Origin of the sequence: Litoreibacter arenae DSM 19593 (genome assembly GCF_000442275.2) — a bacterium.
In the GTDB taxonomy this organism is placed as follows: Bacteria; Pseudomonadota; Alphaproteobacteria; order Rhodobacterales; family Rhodobacteraceae; genus Litoreibacter; species Litoreibacter arenae.
The window spans coordinates 277,329-296,377 of the sequence record NZ_KE557312.1 but is presented as its reverse complement, the minus strand read 5'-3'; the positions used below and the strand labels follow the sequence as shown (position 1 = coordinate 296,377).

Below are 19,049 nucleotides of genomic sequence, written 5' to 3'. Positions count from 1 at the left end.
CCGCCAAAAATGCGCGTGCTCGCCATTTCCCAGATTCACCAATTTCCAGCTGTCACCCCATGAATACCCCTGCCGCTGAAACGGCTGAGACTCCAGAGCTTCCATGATCTCGATACGAAAACCCAGTATATCGAGCCGATATGGTTATTCAAAAAAACTATACCCAATACGTACCGTACCTCTAAATCTGGCTAGCAGGCTTTGTGTTGCCGCAAAGGCGCTGAGGCCCCACATTTGGCACGATCAGCGACGTGAATCACCCGATCTCAACTACTGAAACCAACAGGACGCCGAACCAGATCGGATCAGAACCAGGGCCAGTCACGACTAGAAATGCGGGGACAACCGTTAGCAAGATCGCCGACGCGTAGTGGCGCCATGATCTCTACTTAAGACGGCCTAAAGCCGTCATTCCTATAGCATTGCGACGCTACGATTTAGCTTCCCCAAAACGGAGGTTATCGTGAGAGCGCAGCATTTAGATTGGCAAAGGTCAGCGCTGCGGGACGACGTGAGCTTTTGCTTCAGCGGCGCCAATGTCGGCTGTAATTTAGGCGGTCGACAGAACTTAATAGAACTGCCTCTATGGGCCAAAACAACCATTCTGGCGCAGACTCTTGCGGTCGGTTGTCTCGGAAATCTCTACCATTTCGTGAGGTGGCATCCGTGGCAAGGTGGGTGGGGACCACCCACCCCACGCGCGCGCGGGTGGCGGGGTGAACCCCGCCCTACTCGGCGGGCGGGGCGGTTTTGCGGGGGAGGCGGCGGCTGACGTGGCGGGCGAGGTAGCGCAGGGGCCAGCGGAGCATGCTTGCCCCGGCGGCGAGGCAGATCAGGCCGACCAGCGGGCCGTTCTCATAGGTTACCCAGCCCAAGAGCGGCACACCGATGGCGATCAGCGCGTAGGCGCGACGCCAGTGGTTGTCGCGCGACGGCAGCATCGCGAGCACATTTGCAACGATAAGCCATAGAAAGGCTCCTATCAGAGACATACTCATCACAACCCCACCCGGTTCTCGGGCATATCCAACTCCAGCCCCGCCATCATGGCGCGGCGTCGGGCATTAATAAAGTCAGTCATTTGTTACCCTTGTCGGCCAAGCGGGCGGGAAGCGCGGTGGCCCAGGCGCTGATCGTGCCTGCGCCCAGACAGACGACCATATCGCCCTCGCGGGCCTGTTCGCGCACGAGGCGCAGCAGGTCGTCCTCGTCCATCACGGCGCGGGCGTGGCGGTGGCCGTGGCGCAGGAGGCCTGCGACCAGATCGTCGCGGGAGGCGCCTTCGATGGGCTCTTCGCCTGCGGCGAAGACGTCGGCGATGCCGACCACGTCGGCGTCGTTGAAGCAGGAACAGAAGTCATCGAACAGCGAGTGCAGGCGCGAGTAGCGGTGCGGCTGGTGGATGGCGATGACGCGACCCTCGGTGGCTTGGCGGGCGGCTTTGAGGACGGCGGCGATTTCGACCGGGTGGTGGCCGTAATCATCAATGATGGTGACGCCACCCACCTCGCCCACCTTGGTGAAGCGGCGGTTGACGCCGCCGAAATTGGCCAGCGCGGTTTTGATTTCCTCGGCTTTCATGCCCAGATGGCGGGCGACAGCGACCGCGCTGAGCGCGTTGGAGACGTTGTGATCGCCGGGCATGGGCAGGGTGCAGCCCTTGATAACCGTGCCATCGTTTTGCAGCGCGATGTCGAAATGGGCGACGCCCGCCTTGTAGCTCAGGTTGACCGCGCGGACATCGGCCTGCGCGTTGAAGCCGAAGGTGACGACGCGGCGGTCGGTGATCTTGCCGACGAGGGATTGCACCTCGGGGTGGTCGGTGCAGCACACGGCGAGGCCGTAGAACGGGATGTTGGAGACGAAATCGAGGAAGCCCTGACGGAGGGTATCGAAGTCGCCCCAGTGTTCCATATGCTCGGGGTCGATATTGGTGACGATGCCGATGGTGGCGGGGAGGCGGTTGAAGGTGCCGTCGGACTCGTCGGCCTCGACCACCATCCACTCGCCCTGCCCGACGCGGGCGTTCGAGCCGTAGGCGTGGATGATACCGCCGTTGATGACCGTGGGGTCGATGCCGCCTGCGTCCAACAGGGCCGCGACCATGGTGGTCGTCGTGGTCTTGCCGTGGGTGCCAGCGACGGCGATGTTGGATTTCAGGCGCATCAGCTCGGCCAGCATCTCGGCGCGGCGGACGACCGGCAGGCCCTTCTGACGGGCGGCGTCGAGTTCGGGATTGCCGCGTTTGATGGCCGACGAAATGACGACGACGTCGGCGTTTTCGAGGTTTTCGGCGCGTTGACCCTCGAAGATGGTGGCGCCCAGCTCGGCCAGCCGATCGGTGATCTTGGAGGTCTTGGCGTCGGAGCCCTGGACGGTATAGCCAAGGTTCAGAAGCACCTCGGCGATGCCGGACATGCCGATGCCGCCAATGCCGACGAAGTGGATGGCCCCGAGTTCAAGGGGGAGTTTTGTAGCTGCTGCGTTCATGGGCTCTTCTTTGCGAGAGTTTCTACTATTTCCACCAGCCGTTCCGTCGCGTCAGGGCGGGACACGGACAGCGCGGCAAGGGTCATTTGCAGCGCCCCGTCTGGATTGGTGAGGACGGTTTCGATGCTGTCGGCAAAGCTGTCGGCGGTCAGCTTGCTTTCGGGGATCATGATCGCCGCGCCGGCCTCGACCAGCCCGCGGGCGTTGGCGGTCTGGTGGTCGGCGGTGGCGGCGGCATAGGGGATCAGGATGGACGGGCGGCCGATGACGGAGATATCGGCGACGGAGGACGCGCCTGCGCGGGAGATGACCAGTTGCGCCTCCGCAAAGCGGGCGGGCACATCGGTGAAGAAGGGCTGCACGTCGGCGTCGATGCCTGCGCGGGCGTAAATTTCCATCGCGGTCGCGGCGTCCTCGTCGCGGGCCTGATGCGAGACACGCAGGTTGGCTTTCATCGCCTCGGGGAGTTGCGTGATGGCGTTCGGCACCACGTCGGACAGGATGCGCGCGCCCTGGCTGCCGCCAATGACCACGATGCTCATCGGGTAGTCACCGGGGGGGATATACATGGCCGCCTCGCGGTCCAGCACGGCACGGCGCACGGGATTGCCGGTGAAGATGCCATCCACACCTTCCGGCAGCGCGGTCGGCCAAGTGCCGCAGGCGACGGCATCGACGCGTTTGGCGAAGGCCTGATTGACGCGGCCCAGCACGCCGTTTTGTTCGTGGATCGCGCGAGGCAAGCGCATGAGGTAGGCGGCCGAGATTGCCGGAAAGCTGGGATAGCCGCCGAAACCCACGACGACCGTGGGCCGATCGCGGCGGAACCCCATCATGGCGGACAGCACGCCGGAGGCCAGTTTGAACGGGGCGGTGAGTTTGCCTGCGATGCCGCCACGGGCGGGGGTGGCGGATTTGACCTGCTCGATTTCGACCGTATGGGGAAAGCCGCCGGTGTAGCGCGCGCCACGCGCATCGGTGGACAGTTTCACGCGCCAGCCCCGCGCCAGCATCGCCTCGGCCAGCGCTTGGGCGGGGAACATATGCCCACCGGTACCGCCTGCGGCTATGACAAGGAGGGGGGCTGTCGACATGGCTCAGGCCCTCCGGTTTTTCAGGAGGATGTCGCGCATCTCGCCTTGCGGGCGTTGCCGCGTGAAGGCCAGCAACATGCCAAGCGCGATGCCTCCCGCGATTAGCGACGAGCCGCCGTTGGACACGAAGGGCAGTGTCATGCCCTTGGCGGGCAGAAGGCGCACGGCGACGCCCATATTAATGATGGCCTGCATGGCGAACATGGCGACGAGGCCGGTGCCTGCGAGTCGAATGAATGGATCGCGTTCCTTCATCAGGCGGTGCAGGCAGCGCACCGAGAAAATCGCGTAAAGGATGATGATCGCCAGCACCATGACGAGGCCGTATTCCTCGGCGGCGACGGCGATAATGAAGTCGGTATGCGCGTCCGGCAGGGACCATTTCACCGCCCCCTCGCCCACGCCGACGCCGAAATAGCCGCCCTCGCGGATGGCGTTGGTGGCGTAGCCAAGCTGGGTGGTCGGATCGACCTCGGCGCTGAGGAAGCCGTCGATGCGGCGGGCGAAGTGTTCGGACATGGAATAGGCGGTGACGCCTGCGAAGGTCACGAGGCCCGCCATGCCGATCAGCAGGATCATCGGCGCACCGGCCACGAAATAGACGACACCCCAGCCGAACAGCACCAGGCAGGCTTGGCCAAAGTCGGGCTGCATGGCGAGGAAGCCCACGACCACCAGCGTCAGGATGAAGGAATAGAGCTTGCCGGGCGGGCCGTTGATTTCCTGACTGCCCGCGATCAGCCATGCGGAGGTGACGATGAACACCGGCTTGAGGAATTCGGACGGCTGCAAGGACGCAAAGCCCAGCGAATACCAGCGCGTGGCCCCTTTGCCAAAATCAGTGCCGAATATCGGCAGCAGCATCAGCGCGACCAGCGTGACGAGGAAAAACAAGGTGGCAAGGCGGCGGACCATGTGGGTCGACATCATCGACACCGCGATCATCACGCACATGGCGAGGCAGCCGAAGAAGGCCTGACGCGAGACGTAGTGGAACGGGTCAAGGCCGTTCTTTTCGGCCAGAGGCGGCGACGCCGCGAGGCCCAACAGGAGTCCAATGCCAAACAGCGCGAACACGCAGGTCATCGACCAGCGATCCAAAGTACGCCACCACTTGGGTAAAATCGGCTCGCCTGGATGCACCAGAGCGGTGCCATACACCATCTCAGTCATGAGAATTACCGCCTTAACTGCCTCGATCGCCCGATTGTTCGGGTCTATGCGCAAACTGTAACGGCAAATTGCCGTGCAATCCAGTCTCTAGTTGGGGCAATACTCGGCTTAAATCTGCTTGGAGGGCGGCAAATGAGCGATGATGTGACGGTGAGTTGCCAATGCGGCGCGTTTCAGGCGCGGCTGCGCGGGGCGGATGCGAAGAATGGCAACCATGGGTTGTGCTATTGTGCCGACTGTCAGGCCTTTGCGCGGCATCTGGGAAAATTCGGGGTGGTGACGGATGCGAAGGGCGGGACGGAGATATACCAGACCCAGCCCGCGCGGGTGGAGATCACGGCGGGCAAGGATCAGTTGGCCCTGCTGCAACTTGCGCCGAAGGGGCTGTACCGATGGCATGCCAAATGCTGCAACACGCCGATTTGCAACATGGTGGGCAATCCGAAGATCAGCTTTGTGGGGTTTCTGGTCGCCAATGTGGCGGAGCCGAAGGCGCTTGGTCCGACCCGCTTCCGCTACAGGCCCGAGCAGGCATTGGAGCCTGTCACGGAGCCGTCCGGCAGTATGCTGGGCTTCATCGCCCGCACCGTTCGTGCCATCGCGGCGGAGCGGATCAGCGGACGGTGGAAGCAGACGCCGTTCTTTGGCGCGGACGGGCGGGCGGTGGTGAAGCCGTATGTGCTGAATGAAGCAGAGCGCGAGGCCGCGTATGCGCGGAAGGCCGTTTAGCGGTTTTTGGTTCGTGAGACCAACAACCCCGTTATGACGAAGATCAACGCCCCGCCAAGACTGTAAGCGCCAAACGCCAGCAGCCAGCCCGCACCGAAGATCATGCAGACGCTGGCGGCAACGGCGCCACCAATCACGCTGAGGATCAGCAATAGCGGGAGGGAGGAAGAATGGTCGATCACGGAACCCCATCGAAAACGATTATGCCGACTGACCCATTACTGCCGGGGTCCAGTCCTTCTACAGCCAGCACACTGGCTTTTCGTAAGATAAACGCGCTTAAAATTCAAACGCGACGTGTCATGACCTAGCGTAAAGGCGGAACATTGCCAGATTTCTGCAACAGCCGCGTGCGGGAAACGATGGGGAGGAGGCTCGTCGCTTGCGCAGAAGAACGTAGATTTGCGCCATGGATAGTGGGACAATAACTGCGCGAGATTGCGCATAAGGGAGATACCAAATGAGCTATATTCAAGGACTGCTTATCCCCGTCCCGATCAAGAACAAGGATGCCTACCGCAAGTTGGCCGAGATGGCGGCCCCGATTTTCAAGGACTACGGCGCGCTCAGGATCGTGGAGGCCTGGGGGGACGACGTGCCCGACGGCAAGGTGACCGACTTCAAGATGGCCGTGAAAGCGGAAGACGGTGAAACGGTCGTGTTCTCATGGATCGAATGGCCCGACAAGGAAACCTACCATGCGGCTGCGCAAAAGATGCAGACCGACAAGCGTTGGGAGGAAATGTCCGAGATGCCGTTCGACGGCAAGCGCATGATGTGGGGCGGATTTGAGCCGATACTCGACACGACGGGCTAGGCTTTCGTTAGGGTTTCTACCTGCGCGATGAAGTCCTCGCCGCGGCGCTCGAAGTTGTCGTATTGGTCGAAGCTGGCCGCCGCGGGGGCCAGCAGGACGGTGTCGCCCTTGACCGCATCAGCGGCGGCGCGGGCGACGGCGGTGGCCATGTCGGTGCAGACCTCGTGGGGCAGATCGCCCAGCTGCATGGCGAAATTCGCGGCCTCGCGGCCGATCACATAGGCTTTGGTAACGCCGCCCAGATGGGGCAGCAGGCCGCCCAAGCCGCCCTCTTTCTCAAGCCCGCCGCAGATCCAGCGAATGTTGGTGAAGGCCTGCAACGCCTTGGCGGCGCTGTCGACATTGGTGGCCTTGCTGTCATTGACGAACTTCACGCCATCCTTCTCGCCCACCAGTTGGGAGCGGTGCGGCAAGCCCGCAAAGCTGTGGAACGCGGCCTCGATGACGCGGGGGGCAAGGCCCACGCTTCGGCAGGCGGCGTAGGCGGCGCAGGCGTTCTGGTGGTTGTGGGCACCGGGCAATCCAGGAACCGCGCGCAGGTCGATGGAAGCCATTTGCTTGCCCTTGCGCCATTCGGCGAGGAAGCCCTTCTTGGCGAAGACGTTCCAGCCATCGCCCGTCAGCTTGCGCCCGCTGGAGACGCGGATCACGCGGTCGTCGGTGGCGCCTCCGGCCATCTGGTTGGCGAGATATTGCCCCTCGTCCTCGTCCACGCCGATGATGCAGCGGTCGGGGCCGCCTTCGGAAAACAGGCGGCGCTTGGCGGCGAAGTAGCCGCCCATGCCGTGGTGGCGGTCCAGATGGTCGGGGGAGAGGTTGGTGAACACCGCCACGTCTGGCGTCAGCGCGCGGGCGAGGTCGGTTTGGTAGCTGGAAAGCTCCAGCACCACGACCTCGCCGTCGATGGCCGGGTCCATGTCCAGCACCCCGCGCCCGATATTGCCCGCAAGCTGGGTGGGGCGTTGGGCGTGTTCAAGGATGTGGTGGATCAGGGCGGAGGTGGTGGATTTCCCGTTGGAGCCGGTGACGGCGATGATTTTGGGGATGCGCTCGAAATTGTCCCACTCGGAGGTGGCGAAGGAGCGGAAGAACAGCGAGATGTCGTTGTCGACGGGGACGCCCGCCTCCCACGCGGCACGCACCACCTTGTTGGGCTGCGGGTAGAGATGAGGGATGCCCGGCGAGACGATCAGGACGGCAGCGCCGTCCAGTGCGCCTTGCTTGGACAGGTCGGCGATGGCGAAACCCTCGGCCTGCGCGTTATCGCGGGCGGCCTCGTTGTCGTCCCACGCAATGACCTCCGCCCCGCCCTCGCGCAGCGCACGGGCGGCGGACAGACCGGAGCGGCCAAGCCCCAGAACGGCGACGGTCGCGCCGGAATATCCTTGAACGGGTATCATGTGGCGGCCCCTTGCAGGTTGCTGTGATCGGCGAAGTATTCTATCTCGGCATGAGGCATGGAGCTACCAGTCTATCGGCTGACGGTCGCGGAAGAAGCCGCCGGTGGGGCCGGTATGCGGCAAAGTGGCGAGCCAGATCGCGGTGTCCGCTCCCTCTTCCGGCGAGCGGGTCGCGCTGGCGCCGCCCATGCGGGTTTTCACCCAACCGGGGCACATGGCGTTGATCTTGATGGTCGCAGGCAGGTCCTGCGCAGCACGGAGCGTCAGGGCGTTCAGGCCCGCCTTGGCAACCGCATAGGCCCCGCCGCCGCCGAGCCCTTCGGCAAAGCTGCCCCAGTCTGATGATACATTGACAATGCGGCCATAGGCGCTGGCTTTCATGCCGGGGAGTGCGGCGCGGATCAGCTCGTAGGGGGCTTGCAGCATGGTTTGCAGGCTGCGCTCGAAATTGGTGCCGCCGTCGAACAGCGGCACCTCTTCAAGGATACCGGCATTGTTCACCAGCACATCGAGTTGTCCGACCCATGGCCGCGCCTCGTTGATGGAGGTCGGGTCGGCGAGGTCCAGCCGTTTGTAAGTCACCCCAAGCTCGGCTGCGGCAGCGCGGCCCTGATCGGGGTCACGTGCGCCGATAATGACATGAAGCCCCGCATCACGCAGGCCCGCCGCTATCGCCTTGCCGATGCCGCGATTGCCGCCGGTGATGAGCGCCTGTTTCACCGGACTTTCAGGGTCGCAAGCCCGATCATCGCGAGGATCAGGGAGATGATCCAGAAACGGATCACGATTTGCGGCTCTGCCCAGCCCTTTTTCTCAAAGTGGTGGTGGATGGGGGCCATCAGGAACACCCGCTTGCCGGTGCGCTTGAAGTAGAGCACCTGAATGATGACCGATAGCGTCTCGACCACGAAGAGGCCGCCGACGATGGCCATGACCAGTTCGTGCTTGGTCAGGACCGCGATGGTGCCAAGCGCGCCGCCCAAGGCGAGGCTGCCGGTGTCGCCCATGAACACGGCGGCGGGGGGCGCGTTATACCACAGGAAGCCAAGGCCGCCGCCGATGAGGCCCGCCATGAAGATCAGAAGCTCGCCGGTGCCGGGGACGTAGTGCAGGCCCAGATATTCGGTGAAGTCGACGCGGCCCACGGCGTAGGCGATCACGCCCAAAGTGGCGGCGGCGATCATCACCGGCATGATCGCCAGCCCGTCCAGCCCGTCGGTGAGGTTGACGGAGTTGGCAGCGCCCACGATTACGATCATGGTAAAGGGAATGAACATGAAACCAAGGTTGATCAGCGTGTCCTTGAACACCGGCAGCGCCAGTTGGTTCACCAGATCGTCGGGGTGCACAACGGTGGCGAAATACCCCGCAACCGCGGCGATGATGAAGCCGAGGAACAGCCGGATACGTGCGGACAGCCCCGCATGGGAGTTGGACGTGACCTTGGCGTAGTCGTCGACAAAGCCGATCGCCCCGTAGGCCACAGTTACCCCGAGGACGATCCACACGAAGCCGTTGTCGAGCCGCGCCCACAGCAGCGTCGAGACGATCAGCGCGCCAAGGATCAGCACCCCGCCCATGGTGGGCGTGCCCTGCTTGGTGATGAGGTGGCTTTCCGGCCCGTCATCGCGGATCGGCTGGCCGTTGCGTTGCTTGCGTTTGAGCAGGTTGATGAGCGGACGGCCGAACATGAAGCCGAAAATCAGCGCCGTGAAGAAGGCTCCACCGGCGCGAAAAGTGATGTAGCGAAACAGGTTAAAGAAATCGCCGCCGTCTGAGAACGCGGTGAGCCAATACAACATCTAGCGGTGTCCCTCTTGATTATCGGCTACGGATTGACCCAATTTTGCGACGGCGTCAACGATCTGTGCCATTTTCATCGACAAAGAGCCCTTTATCATCAGCACATCACCCGCCCTGACGAGGGCCAGCGGGCTGTCTGCCAGCTCTGTGCTGGTGGCGGCCCAGAGGCCCTGTTTGGAGGACGGCAGCGCGTCATAAAGGTGCTTCATCAGCGGGCCGACGCAGTGGACCTGCGTGATCTCGTCCATGGCGGGGTGGCGGGCGAAGCCTGCGTGCAGCGCGATTTCGGTCGGACCCAATTCCTTCATGTCGCCAAGAATGGCGACCTTGCGACCTGCCGGATCGGGGGGCGTGGCGGCGGCGAGTACGTCGAGCGCCGCGCCGACGGAGGCGGGGTTCGCGTTGTAGGCGTCGTCGAACAGGTCGATGCCCTGCTCGGGCATTTGCGCGTCGAGATGGATGAAACGGCGTTGTCCGCGCCCTGAAGGCGGGGTCCAGTCGCTGAGTGCGACGGCGGCACGGCCAAGATCGGCACCTGCGGCCTGCGCTGCGGCAAGGCAGGCCAAGCCATTCATTGCGAAATGCCGCCCCGGTGCGCCGAGCTTGAACAGGATCGCCTCGCCAGCGTGACGCGCTCGGCAGGACGTGGCGGAGGCGGAGGTCACGGCGTCCAGCAACTGCCAGTCCGCGCCTTCCGTGGTGCCGAAAGTCTGACACGCGGCGGGGGCGAGGTCGCGCAGGATGGGCGTGGTGTCGAGGTCGGCGTTGATGATCGCGATGCCACCGTCCTCCAACCCATCGAAGATCGCGGCCTTTTCGCGGGCGATGTCTTCGACGGAGGCGAAAGCCTCCAGATGCGCAGGCGCGACGATTGTAATAAGCGCCACATGCGGGCGGGCCAGCTTGGCAAGCGGGGCGATTTCACCGGGGTGGTTCATGCCGATCTCGATCACGGCGAAACCGGTATCCTTGGGCATCCGCGCCAAGGTCAGCGGCACGCCCCAGTGGTTGTTGTAGCTTTTCTCGGCGGCGTGGATTTTGCCCTGCCCCGTCAATGCGGTGCGCAGCATTTCCTTGGTGGAGGTCTTGCCGACGGAGCCGGTGACGCCGATGATTTTCGCGTCGGTGCGGGCGCGGGCGGCGCGACCGAGCGCTTCCAGGCCGGTTAACACATCGTCTACGACGAGCAGCGGGGCGTCCGCAGGGACGCCGTCTGGGATGCGGGAAACCAGCGCACAGGCAGCGCCGTTCGCAAGCGCCTGCGCGACGAAGTCATGCCCGTCGCGCACGTCCTTGAGGGCGACGAACATATCGCCCGGCTCCAGCGTGCGGGTGTCGATGGAAACGCCGGTGGCTTCCCAAGGGGTGGCGGTGGTGCCGCCGGTGGCCGCAACGGCCTCGTCCGATGTCCAGAGCGTCATAGCTGTCCTTCCAATGCTGCCACGGCGACGCTGGCTTGCTCCACGTCATCAAAAGGTAGGATGTCGTCGCCAACGGTCTGGCCGGTCTCGTGCCCCTTGCCCGCGATGAGCAGCGTGTCGCCTGGCCCGAGCGCATCGACGCCGCGCAGGATGGCTTCGGCGCGGTCGCCCACCTCGGTGGCGCTTGGGACGGCCTCCATGATGGCTGCGCGGATCTTGGCAGGGTTTTCGGAGCGCGGGTTGTCGTTGGTCACGAACACCACGTCTGCATTGTCGCGGGCCGCTGCCCCCATCAACGGGCGCTTGCCCTTGTCGCGATCGCCACCAGCGCCGAACACGACGATCAGTCGGCCCATGACATGCGGGCGCATGGCCTTGAGCGCGGTGGCCAGAGCGTCAGGCGTGTGGGCGTAGTCCACGAAGACCGCCGCGCCATTGGCACGGGTTGCGGCCTTTTGCATCCGCCCCCGCACGGTTGTGAGCATCGGCAAGGTCTGGAACACGTCGGCGGGTTTGGCCCCTGACCCGATGGCCAGACCTGCGGCGACCATGACGTTGGAGGCTTGAAAGCCGCCGATGAGATCGAGCCGCGCCTGATGCACCTCGCCACCGAAGGAGAAACGCAGGTCTTGCCCTGTGGCATCAAAGCGTTGGTTCAGAAGTTGCAGGTCGCAGGCGTCGCCGCTGCCGACGCGCAGCAGGCGATGCCCACGCTCGTTGGCGATTGCCGCCATGTCCGCGCCTTTGGGGTCGTCCATGTTGATAACCGCGACGCCGTCTTGTGCCAGCACGCGGCGGAACAGCCCCGCCTTGGCGTTGAAGTAGTCTTGGAATGTGGCGTGGTAGTCTAGGTGATCTTGCGTGAAGTTCGTGAACCCCGCCGCCACCAGATGCACCCCGTCGAGGCGGCGTTGCTCCAATCCGTGACTGGATGCCTCCATCGCCGCGTGGGTGACGCCTTGGCCTGCCATGTCTGACAGCAGTTTGTGCAGGGTGATCGGCTCTGGCGTGGTGTGGGTCATGGCGGCGGTGTAGACGCCTTCGACGCCTGCGGTGCCGAAGTTGACCGCCTCCAACCCCAGTTCCAGCCAGATCTGGCGGGTGAAGCTGGCGACGGAGGTTTTGCCGTTGGTGCCCGTCACCGCGACCATCGTGCCGGGCTGTGCGCCGAACCACAAAGCGGCGGCGTAGGCGAGCGCTTGGCGGGGATCTTCGGTGACGATCAGGGCAGCGTTGGAGGCGGACAGCTCATCCTCGGCAATCGACGCGCCTTCGGGATCGGTCAGGATCGCGGCGGCGTCCATGCGCAAGGCGTACTGGATGAACTCCGCCCCGTGCATGTTGGAGCCGGGCAAGGCGGCAAACAGATGCCCCGGTTTGACCAAGCGGCTGTCCACGGACAGGCCGGTGACCTCTGCCTCCGCCCCGCCTTGGGCGGTCAGCCCCAATTCGTTCAGGCTTGCGCGTGTGCGTGCCATACTGCCCCTCTGGTATGCCGCCCCCGAGAGGCCTTTCGCCTATTCGGACGCCGTGTTTACGACTTCGCTCAATTCACCGCGATCAAGCGCGGGCCGCAAGCCCAAAAGGGGTGCTGTGCGACGGATCATTTCAGCGGCAACCGGAACGGCGGTCCAGCCTGCGGTGCGGCGGGGCTTGTCGCCGGAATTCTCGGACGGCTCGTCAAGGGTGACGATCAGCACGTATTTCGGGTCCGACATGGGGAAGGCCGACGCAAAGGTCGCGATCACCTTGTCCTTGTGGTACCCGCCACGCGGCTTGGGCTTGTCGGCGGTGCCGGTCTTGCCGCCGACTTCGTAGCCCTCGACGCGGGCGAAGGACGCCGTGCCCCGTTCCACCACCGAGCGTAGCATTTCGCGGGCCTGCGCGGAGGTGCGTTCGGAGATCACGCGCGGGCCTTTCTCAACGGCTTGCGTCTTGAGAAGCGTCGGTGCCACCAGTGTGCCGCCATTGACCATCGTGGAATAGGCCGCCGCAAGATGCAGCGGGCTGGCGGCCATGCCGTGCCCGTAAGACACTGTCATCGTGTGGATATCTGCCCATTTGCTTGGCAGAAGCGGTTTGGCACCGGGGGCCTCGACCAACTCGACAGGCGTGGACTCGAAGAAACCCAGCGACTTCAGGAACTCTTGTTGCCGCGTCGCCCCGATATCCAACGCCATGCGGGCGGTGCCGATGTTAGAGGACTTCACGATCACATCCGTGACGCTGAGTTGTGGGCCGTAATTGTGGAAATCGCGGATGCGGAAGCGACCCTTTTGCATCGGGCCTTTTGTGTTGATCATGGTGTTGGGGTTCACCAGACCAAGCTCCAGCGCCTGTGCGGCTGCGAAGATCTTGAAGGTGGAGCCGAGCTCGTAGACGCCTTGCACTGCGCGGTTGAACAGCGGGCTGTCGGACGGGTCGCCCTTGATCAGCCCGTTGGGGCGGGTGTTCGGATCGAAATCCGGCAGGGAAACCATCGAGATGACCTCGCCCGTGTGGACGTCCATCAGGATGCTGGTCGCCCCCTTGGCGTTCATCAGTTTCATGCCGCCTTCAAGCACCTGACGCGACGCGGCCTGAATTGTCATGTCGAGGGACAGACGCAGGGGGGCGCCGTCCATGGCCGGGTCGCGCAGGTAGGCGTCGAAGGCTTTTTCGACGCCAGCAGTGCCGATGACCTCGGCGGAATGGACGCCTTCGCGACCGAAGCTCGCACCGCCTAAGACGTGAGCGGCCAGCTTGCCGTTAGGATAAAGACGCATTTCGCGCGGGCCGAACAGCAGGCCAGGGTCGCCGATATCATGGACGGCCTGCATCTGCTCGGGGCTAAGCTTTTTCTTGATCCACAGGAACTTGCGCTTGCCGGTGAAGTCCTTTTGCAGCTTCTCCAGCTTCAGGTCGGGGAAGATCGCCACCAGTTCCTTGGCGGCGCGGTCCGGCTCGATCATCAGATGCGGCTGGGCGTAGAGCGAGTTGGTAATCAGGTTCGTCGCCAGCACACGGCCGTTTCTGTCCACGATGTCAGAGCGTTGCGCGACGATGTTCGCGCCAGAGGCAGAAGCGCGGGGCTCCACCGCCTCGGACGACGCCAGCACGGTCATTCGTGCGCCGACCATGGAAAAGGCCAGAACGAAGAACACGCCCACGAACAGCAGGCGGCTTTCGGCGCGTTGGCGCATCTTGTCGCGCATTTCTTCATGCCGCAGGCGGATGTTCTCACGCTCGATGCGGTCGGGGTTTTCACCCTTCTGTCTTGCTTGCAGAATTCGCGCCAGAGGGCGCAGCGGGGTACGGATCATGGGTATTGCTCCCCATCCTCGGCCAGATAGTTGCCGCGCACATCGACGGCGCCGTTGATTTCGTCAAGGTTCAACTCGACCTCGGGCGCGGGAAAGGTCACCTGCGCCACGTCACCGAACTGGTCGGGTGTGATCGGCAAGAGCTGTAGGTCGGGGAAGTTCAGGTCCGCCAGATCGCGCAGGCGTTCGGGGCGGTTGAGGTAGGCCCATTCGGCAGCCAGCACGGACAGGGTTTCGCGCGAGGAGCCGATTTCGCGCTGCAGACCGGAGGCCGTGCGCAGAGCGTCTTGTGTTTGGTAATTCTCGTAATAGGCCCAGTAGCCCAACCCCATGACCGCAAGGGCCGACACTGTGTAAAGTAGTCCACGCATTACAAAAGCTCCTGTCCTGTCAGTTTGGGCAGGCCCAATCCGGCCCGCCCCTTGTCTGCTGCGGGGGCGTCGGTGCGCCGCCCTATCCTCAATTTGGCCGAGCGGGAGCGCGGGTTGCGTGCCAGCTCGTCCTTGTCCGCCGTCACCGCTTTGCGGGTAATCAGCTCGAATGTCGGTTCATCGGTCTGCTGCTCGGGCGCGTAGCGGGAGCCGCCGCCGCTTTTGCCGGCGCGGGCCTGCAGGAATTTCTTGACGATGCGGTCTTCGAGCGAATGGAATGTCACCACCGCCAACTCGCCGCCGGGCTTCAGGGCGCGTTCCGCGGCTTCCAGACCGCTGATAAGCTGGCCGAATTCGTCGTTCACCGCGATGCGGATCGCTTGGAAACTTCGGGTCGCAGGATGGCTGTGACCCGGCTTGCCTTTGGGCAGAACGCTTTCGATCACCTCGACGAGTTTCGCCGTCGTGGTGATAGGGCGCGCCCCAATGATCGCCTTGGCGATGCGGCGGGAGGCGCGTTCTTCGCCGTATTGGAACAGAATGTCGGCCAGCAAGGCTTCGGAGCCTTCGTTGACCAGATCGGCGGCGCTGAGGCCGTCCTGCCCCATGCGCATATCCAGCGGCCCGTCGCGCAGGAAAGAGAAGCCGCGTTCGGCCTGATCAAGCTGCATGGAGGAGACGCCGAGATCCAGCACCACGCCGTCGACCAACTCCCCCGCGATTGTGTCGAGTTCGGAGAACGTGCCGCGTTTGAGGACCAGATCGGGGTAGTTGCCAGCCCATTCGGCGGCCATGTCGAAGACCAGCGGGTCGCGGTCGATGGCGATGACTTTGGCACCCTTGTCGAGGAACGCTTTGGTGTATCCTCCAGCGCCAAAGGTGCCGTCGACCCAGACGCCTTGCGGCGTCACTTGATCAAGGATGGCGTCAATAAGAACCGGCAGGTGCGGCGCATCGGGGTTGGTCTCACGCGGCACTCTTGCAGACATAGGCCTACTCCGCGACCGATGGCTCCGGTGCCATCTCCAACAATTCGAGCGGATCGAAATCGTCGCCCTGCTCGTCCAGCCAATCCTCGATATCCGCGTTGCGGTCGTCGAAGGCGTCCGGCGCCCAGATCTGGAACGTGTCGCCCATGGCGACGAACTTGGCCTCACCCTTGATGCCGACCTTTTCGCGCAGTTTCGCGGGTAGCACGAGACGGCCTGTGTCGTCGGTCTGCGTGGGCAGGGATTGGGCGTTGAACAGATGCTCCAGCGCGCGACGGGGCTTGGAGCCGCGTGGCAAGCGAGCGATCTTCTCGTCGACCTCTTTGATGGCCTCTTGGGTATAGGCCTCAAGGTAATTCTGGGATTTGCCGCCATATACGATGACGACATTGGGGCTGAGACCTTCGGTCCAATCGGGGTCGGAGGCCTCCAGAACACGGCGAAACAGGGCCGGGATAGACACCCTGCCCTTGCTGTCCACTTTGTGGACGCTTTCGCCTCTGAACCGTTGTGCCACTGTCCGCGCCACCCTTTTTATATTCGGCCCTTAAACGGAAAACGACGAGTTGATCTGCTGCCACTGATCAACCCGCCGCCCTCGTTCCCGTCTAGGGAGGTGTTTGACCCGCGCCACCTGGGGGGATGTCTGCTCGCGCAGAGTCAAACGTAGTTCAATGAAGATCGGTGCCTGTATGAAACCTTTTGGTCGCCTTGGGGTTCTTGGTCGCCCCTTGTTGTCGTTCCGTCCTCATCGTGGAAACTTTGTGCCATGGGACACCATGGTAATCAATGGGTTTTTACGGGACTGCGTGGGAAGTGGATGATCCCGAACCGCCACTACCAGTAGATTACGCCAAATTTTTGGCTCAATTGGTGGCATGGCGCGATATCAACACTAAATGTGGTGTAGGAATTTCTTGGAACTTTTTCCCACAATTTCCCATAATGATGTGGTTTCAGAGCTAAATCCGTAGCCGTTCCCATGAAATCCCATCCGAATCACCTCGTTTTGAGCCGATTTTGATTCGCAAAGCAAGTTATCCACAGGCCACGCGCGGAAAACCGCGCAAAGTTGCCCTTGCGCGGTTCGTCTCAGCAAAACTGAAGTTAATTCGAGGTGCGGTCAGGCCATGCCACCCTTGACCAGCCCCTCAGCCAGCCTGGCATAGGCTTGCGCCACCGGCCCGTCGCCCGCCGCGATCGGGGTGCCGCTATCGCCGGACAGGCGCACATCTATATCAAGGGGGATTTCACCAAGGAACGGGATACCCATCCGATCGGCCTCGTCCTTCACGCCGCCATGGCCAAAGATATGCGCCTCTGTCCCGCAGGTGGGACATATATACATAGACATATTCTCGACGAGCCCCAGCACGGGGGTCTTCAGGGTGTTGAACATATCAATGGCCTTTTTCGCATCGAGCAGCGCCACGTCCTGCGGGGTGGAGACCACGATGGCGCCCGTCAACTCCGACTTGGTGCAAAGGGTCAGCTGCACGTCGCCGGTGCCGGGGGGCAAGTCGACGATCAGCACGTCGAGCTCTCCCCACTCCACCTGCCCCAGCATTTGCTGCAAGGCCCCCATAAGCATGGGCCCGCGCCAGACGATGGCTTTGTCGGGGTCCATCATCAGGCCAATGGACATCATGGTGACTCCGTGGGCCTTCAGCGGGATGATGGTTTTGCCGTCCGGCGACGCAGGGCGTTTGCTGACACCCATCATGCGGGGCTGGGAGGGGCCGTATATGTCGGCGTCCAGCAACCCGACCTTGCGACCTTGCTTTGCCAACGCCACGGCAAGGTTGGATGACAGCGTGGACTTGCCCACGCCGCCCTTGCCTGACGCGACAGCCAAAATCCGCGCTACGCCTTTGGGCTTTGTGGGCCCTGCCTGCGGCTCCGGGTGCTTGCCGGCCTTCAACGAGGGCGGCTTCTTGTCCGAATGCGCGGTCAGCAATACCGATGCACCTTCGACGCCGTCCATGCGTTCCACAATCTGTTGGGCGGCTGCGCGCAACGGCTCAAGATGCTTGGCCACCTCCGGCGCGGCTTCGATGACGAAACGCACGGTGCCCCCGTCGATCGCCAAGGCGCGGATCATGTCCTTGGCGACGATGTCCTCCCCGTCTGGCAGTTTCAACACGCGCAAGGCGTCGAGAATGGCGTCGCGGGTCAAGGTCATGGGGCTTCCTGTCTTCGGTCATTTACGTCCATGCCTAAGTGAGCGCCCGCGCCGCCAAGGGCAACCCCACAAGGCAATCGGTCGCATTTGTTTCGCTGTCGCTTCTCGTGCCGCACACTGATCGGCCGCGATGGTAGCGCAAACGAAGATCACAGAACCGTTACCAATTAATTGACGTAAGGTAACAAAAACAAAGTGTTAAGCCATGCAAATGCTGCATAGCAGCATTGCCAATATGGCTATTGTTGCAGCGCAGCATTTCCCTAGATTGAAGGCAACAGAGACGAGGGCGTCAGACCGCTGACAGAGAAACCCGAGATCGAAAAGGAAAATAGACATGGCTTACACAACGAGTATCCGCACCGCACCGACACTGATCGAACGTCTGGTAGCATTCAAAAACGACCTTGCGGAACGTCACGCAAAATACCGCGTTTATCGCACGACGCTGAACGAGCTTCAGACTCTGAGCGACCGCGAGTTGGCTGATCTGGGCCTGAGCCCCTCCAACGTAAAATCGGTCGCCTATGAGGCAGCTTACAAGAATTGAGTTCGCGCTCCCGGCTTTCCTCCTCCCTTAAGCCGGGTTCGCTTTGGTGGCGGCACCTTCCTCCTCCCTTAGGTGCCGCCACTGACCAGATCGGAACAGCTTCACCTCCTCCCGAGGTTGTCCCGAAATACGGCAACGATCTTCCTCCTCCCTGATCGGAGCCGCACATAAGAACGGTGATGCGCCCTCCCTGCATCACCGTTTTTTTGTGTTTCGACTTCAGGATTTCAGGCGCGTTCGTCTTTCGGGGATCCCATCACCACATAGGACGTAAGCGACCGCACTTGTGGTAGGGCACCCAGAACATCAGTGTGGAAAAACTTGTAGGCGGCAAGGTCGGCACACTCCACACGCAACAGGTATTCGACCGTTCCGGTAACGTTGTGGCACTCGCGTACCTCGGGGCTTCGGGAAATGGAGCGCTCGAAAGCTTCTTGCGAGGTCTTTGAGTGATCGGAAAGGCCGACGCCGATATAGGCAACGAACCCCGCACCCAGCCGAGCATGATCCAGCACCGCACGATATCCCTTGATAATTCCACGGCGCTCTAGCTCTTGCACACGACGCAGACAGGCAGAGGGTGACAGCCCAACCCGATCGGCCAGTTCAAGATTGCTGATCCGGCCGTCGCGGCTCAGCTCGCGCAATATGTTGTCGTTAATCAGATACAGAGCTGTCATAAGTTGCAGAAATAGACGAAAAAGAACACAATACGCAACCTCAATGCG

The 19,049-nt window shown here is 62.6% G+C and carries 19 protein-coding genes; 3 read left to right on the top strand and 16 right to left on the bottom strand.

The annotated features are described in order from the left end of the window. Positions 1-728: 728 nt before the first annotated feature. From THALAR_RS11650 to THALAR_RS11635, 4 genes are all read right to left on the bottom strand, one after another. On the bottom strand, positions 729-998 hold the full coding sequence (locus tag THALAR_RS11650; RefSeq protein WP_040818454.1) for a DUF2484 family protein: 270 nt from the start codon (positions 996-998) through the stop codon (positions 729-731). A 79-nt stretch (positions 999-1,077) separates the two neighbouring features. Further along, positions 1,078-2,490 (bottom strand): UDP-N-acetylmuramate--L-alanine ligase, encoded by a 1,413-nt coding sequence (murC, locus tag THALAR_RS11645; RefSeq protein ID WP_021101759.1) that lies wholly within the window; start codon positions 2,488-2,490, stop codon positions 1,078-1,080. After that, a complete protein-coding gene (gene murG / locus THALAR_RS11640) occupies positions 2,487-3,584 on the bottom strand; it encodes an undecaprenyldiphospho-muramoylpentapeptide beta-N-acetylglucosaminyltransferase (protein ID WP_040818451.1) in 1,098 nt (365 codons plus the stop codon). The genes murC and murG overlap by 4 nt, the downstream gene beginning before the upstream one ends. 3 nt (positions 3,585-3,587) lie before the next feature. Further along, on the bottom strand, positions 3,588-4,757 hold the full coding sequence (locus THALAR_RS11635; protein ID WP_021101757.1) for an FtsW/RodA/SpoVE family cell cycle protein: 1,170 nt from the start codon (positions 4,755-4,757) through the stop codon (positions 3,588-3,590). A 132-nt stretch (positions 4,758-4,889) separates the two neighbouring features. Between THALAR_RS11635 and THALAR_RS11630 the strand changes: the two genes are divergently transcribed. Continuing rightward, positions 4,890-5,486, top strand: a complete 597-nt coding sequence (locus THALAR_RS11630) for a DUF6151 family protein (protein ID WP_021101756.1) — start codon at positions 4,890-4,892, stop codon at positions 5,484-5,486. On the opposite strand, the gene THALAR_RS11625 is transcribed toward THALAR_RS11630, so the two are convergent. After that, on the bottom strand, positions 5,483-5,668 hold the full coding sequence (locus THALAR_RS11625; RefSeq protein ID WP_021101755.1) for a hypothetical protein: 186 nt from the start codon (positions 5,666-5,668) through the stop codon (positions 5,483-5,485). The genes THALAR_RS11630 and THALAR_RS11625 overlap by 4 nt on opposite strands. Positions 5,669-5,946: 278 nt before the next feature. Between THALAR_RS11625 and THALAR_RS11620 the strand changes: the two genes are divergently transcribed. Further along, entirely contained in the window at positions 5,947-6,303 is a 357-nt protein-coding gene (locus THALAR_RS11620) for a DUF1428 domain-containing protein (RefSeq protein ID WP_021101754.1), read from the top strand. On the opposite strand, the gene murD is transcribed toward THALAR_RS11620, so the two are convergent. The 10 genes from murD to THALAR_RS11570 form a co-directional block, all read right to left on the bottom strand. Beyond that, the gene (gene murD, locus THALAR_RS11615) at positions 6,300-7,703 is read right to left on the bottom strand and encodes a UDP-N-acetylmuramoyl-L-alanine--D-glutamate ligase (protein ID WP_021101753.1); all 1,404 of its coding nucleotides are present in this window, start codon (positions 7,701-7,703) and stop codon (positions 6,300-6,302) included. The two genes, THALAR_RS11620 and murD, sit on opposite strands and share 4 nt — an antisense overlap. Positions 7,704-7,766: 63 nt before the next feature. Beyond that, the gene (locus THALAR_RS11610) at positions 7,767-8,423 is read right to left on the bottom strand and encodes an SDR family NAD(P)-dependent oxidoreductase (protein ID WP_021101752.1); all 657 of its coding nucleotides are present in this window, start codon (positions 8,421-8,423) and stop codon (positions 7,767-7,769) included. Further along, positions 8,420-9,505 carry a phospho-N-acetylmuramoyl-pentapeptide-transferase gene (gene mraY, locus THALAR_RS11605; protein WP_021101751.1) on the bottom strand — a complete coding sequence of 362 codons (1,086 nt, stop codon included), beginning with the start codon at positions 9,503-9,505 and terminating at the stop codon, positions 8,420-8,422. The genes THALAR_RS11610 and mraY overlap by 4 nt, the downstream gene beginning before the upstream one ends. Further along, positions 9,506-10,927 (bottom strand): UDP-N-acetylmuramoyl-tripeptide--D-alanyl-D-alanine ligase, encoded by a 1,422-nt coding sequence (locus THALAR_RS11600; protein ID WP_021101750.1) that lies wholly within the window; start codon positions 10,925-10,927, stop codon positions 9,506-9,508. Beyond that, positions 10,924-12,405, bottom strand: coding sequence for a UDP-N-acetylmuramoyl-L-alanyl-D-glutamate--2,6-diaminopimelate ligase (locus THALAR_RS11595; RefSeq protein WP_021101749.1), 1,482 nt, complete (start codon positions 12,403-12,405; stop codon positions 10,924-10,926). Before THALAR_RS11595 ends, THALAR_RS11600 begins: the two co-directional genes overlap by 4 nt. A 39-nt stretch (positions 12,406-12,444) precedes the next feature. Continuing rightward, the gene (locus THALAR_RS11590) at positions 12,445-14,229 is read right to left on the bottom strand and encodes a peptidoglycan D,D-transpeptidase FtsI family protein (RefSeq protein WP_021101748.1); all 1,785 of its coding nucleotides are present in this window, start codon (positions 14,227-14,229) and stop codon (positions 12,445-12,447) included. Next, positions 14,226-14,600: a cell division protein FtsL gene (gene ftsL / locus THALAR_RS11585; protein WP_021101747.1), complete on the bottom strand. Its 375-nt coding sequence runs from the start codon at positions 14,598-14,600 to the stop codon at positions 14,226-14,228. Before ftsL ends, THALAR_RS11590 begins: the two co-directional genes overlap by 4 nt. After that, on the bottom strand, positions 14,600-15,589 hold the full coding sequence (gene rsmH, locus THALAR_RS11580) for a 16S rRNA (cytosine(1402)-N(4))-methyltransferase RsmH (RefSeq protein WP_021101746.1): 990 nt from the start codon (positions 15,587-15,589) through the stop codon (positions 14,600-14,602). Before rsmH ends, ftsL begins: the two co-directional genes overlap by 1 nt. Positions 15,590-15,593: 4 nt before the next feature. Beyond that, the gene (gene mraZ / locus THALAR_RS11575; protein WP_040818448.1) at positions 15,594-16,106 is read right to left on the bottom strand and encodes a division/cell wall cluster transcriptional repressor MraZ; all 513 of its coding nucleotides are present in this window, start codon (positions 16,104-16,106) and stop codon (positions 15,594-15,596) included. A gap of 606 nt (positions 16,107-16,712) precedes the next feature. Continuing rightward, entirely contained in the window at positions 16,713-17,771 is a 1,059-nt protein-coding gene (locus tag THALAR_RS11570) for an Mrp/NBP35 family ATP-binding protein (protein WP_021101744.1), read from the bottom strand. 337 nt (positions 17,772-18,108) lie between these two features. Here THALAR_RS11570 and THALAR_RS11565 point away from each other — a divergent pair, with 337 nt between their 5' ends. Next, the gene (locus THALAR_RS11565; RefSeq protein ID WP_021101742.1) at positions 18,109-18,321 is read left to right on the top strand and encodes a DUF1127 domain-containing protein; all 213 of its coding nucleotides are present in this window, start codon (positions 18,109-18,111) and stop codon (positions 18,319-18,321) included. A 227-nt stretch (positions 18,322-18,548) separates the two neighbouring features. On the opposite strand, the gene THALAR_RS11560 is transcribed toward THALAR_RS11565, so the two are convergent. Further along, positions 18,549-19,001 carry an Lrp/AsnC family transcriptional regulator gene (locus tag THALAR_RS11560; protein WP_021101741.1) on the bottom strand — a complete coding sequence of 151 codons (453 nt, stop codon included), beginning with the start codon at positions 18,999-19,001 and terminating at the stop codon, positions 18,549-18,551. Positions 19,002-19,049 lie beyond the last annotated feature (48 nt).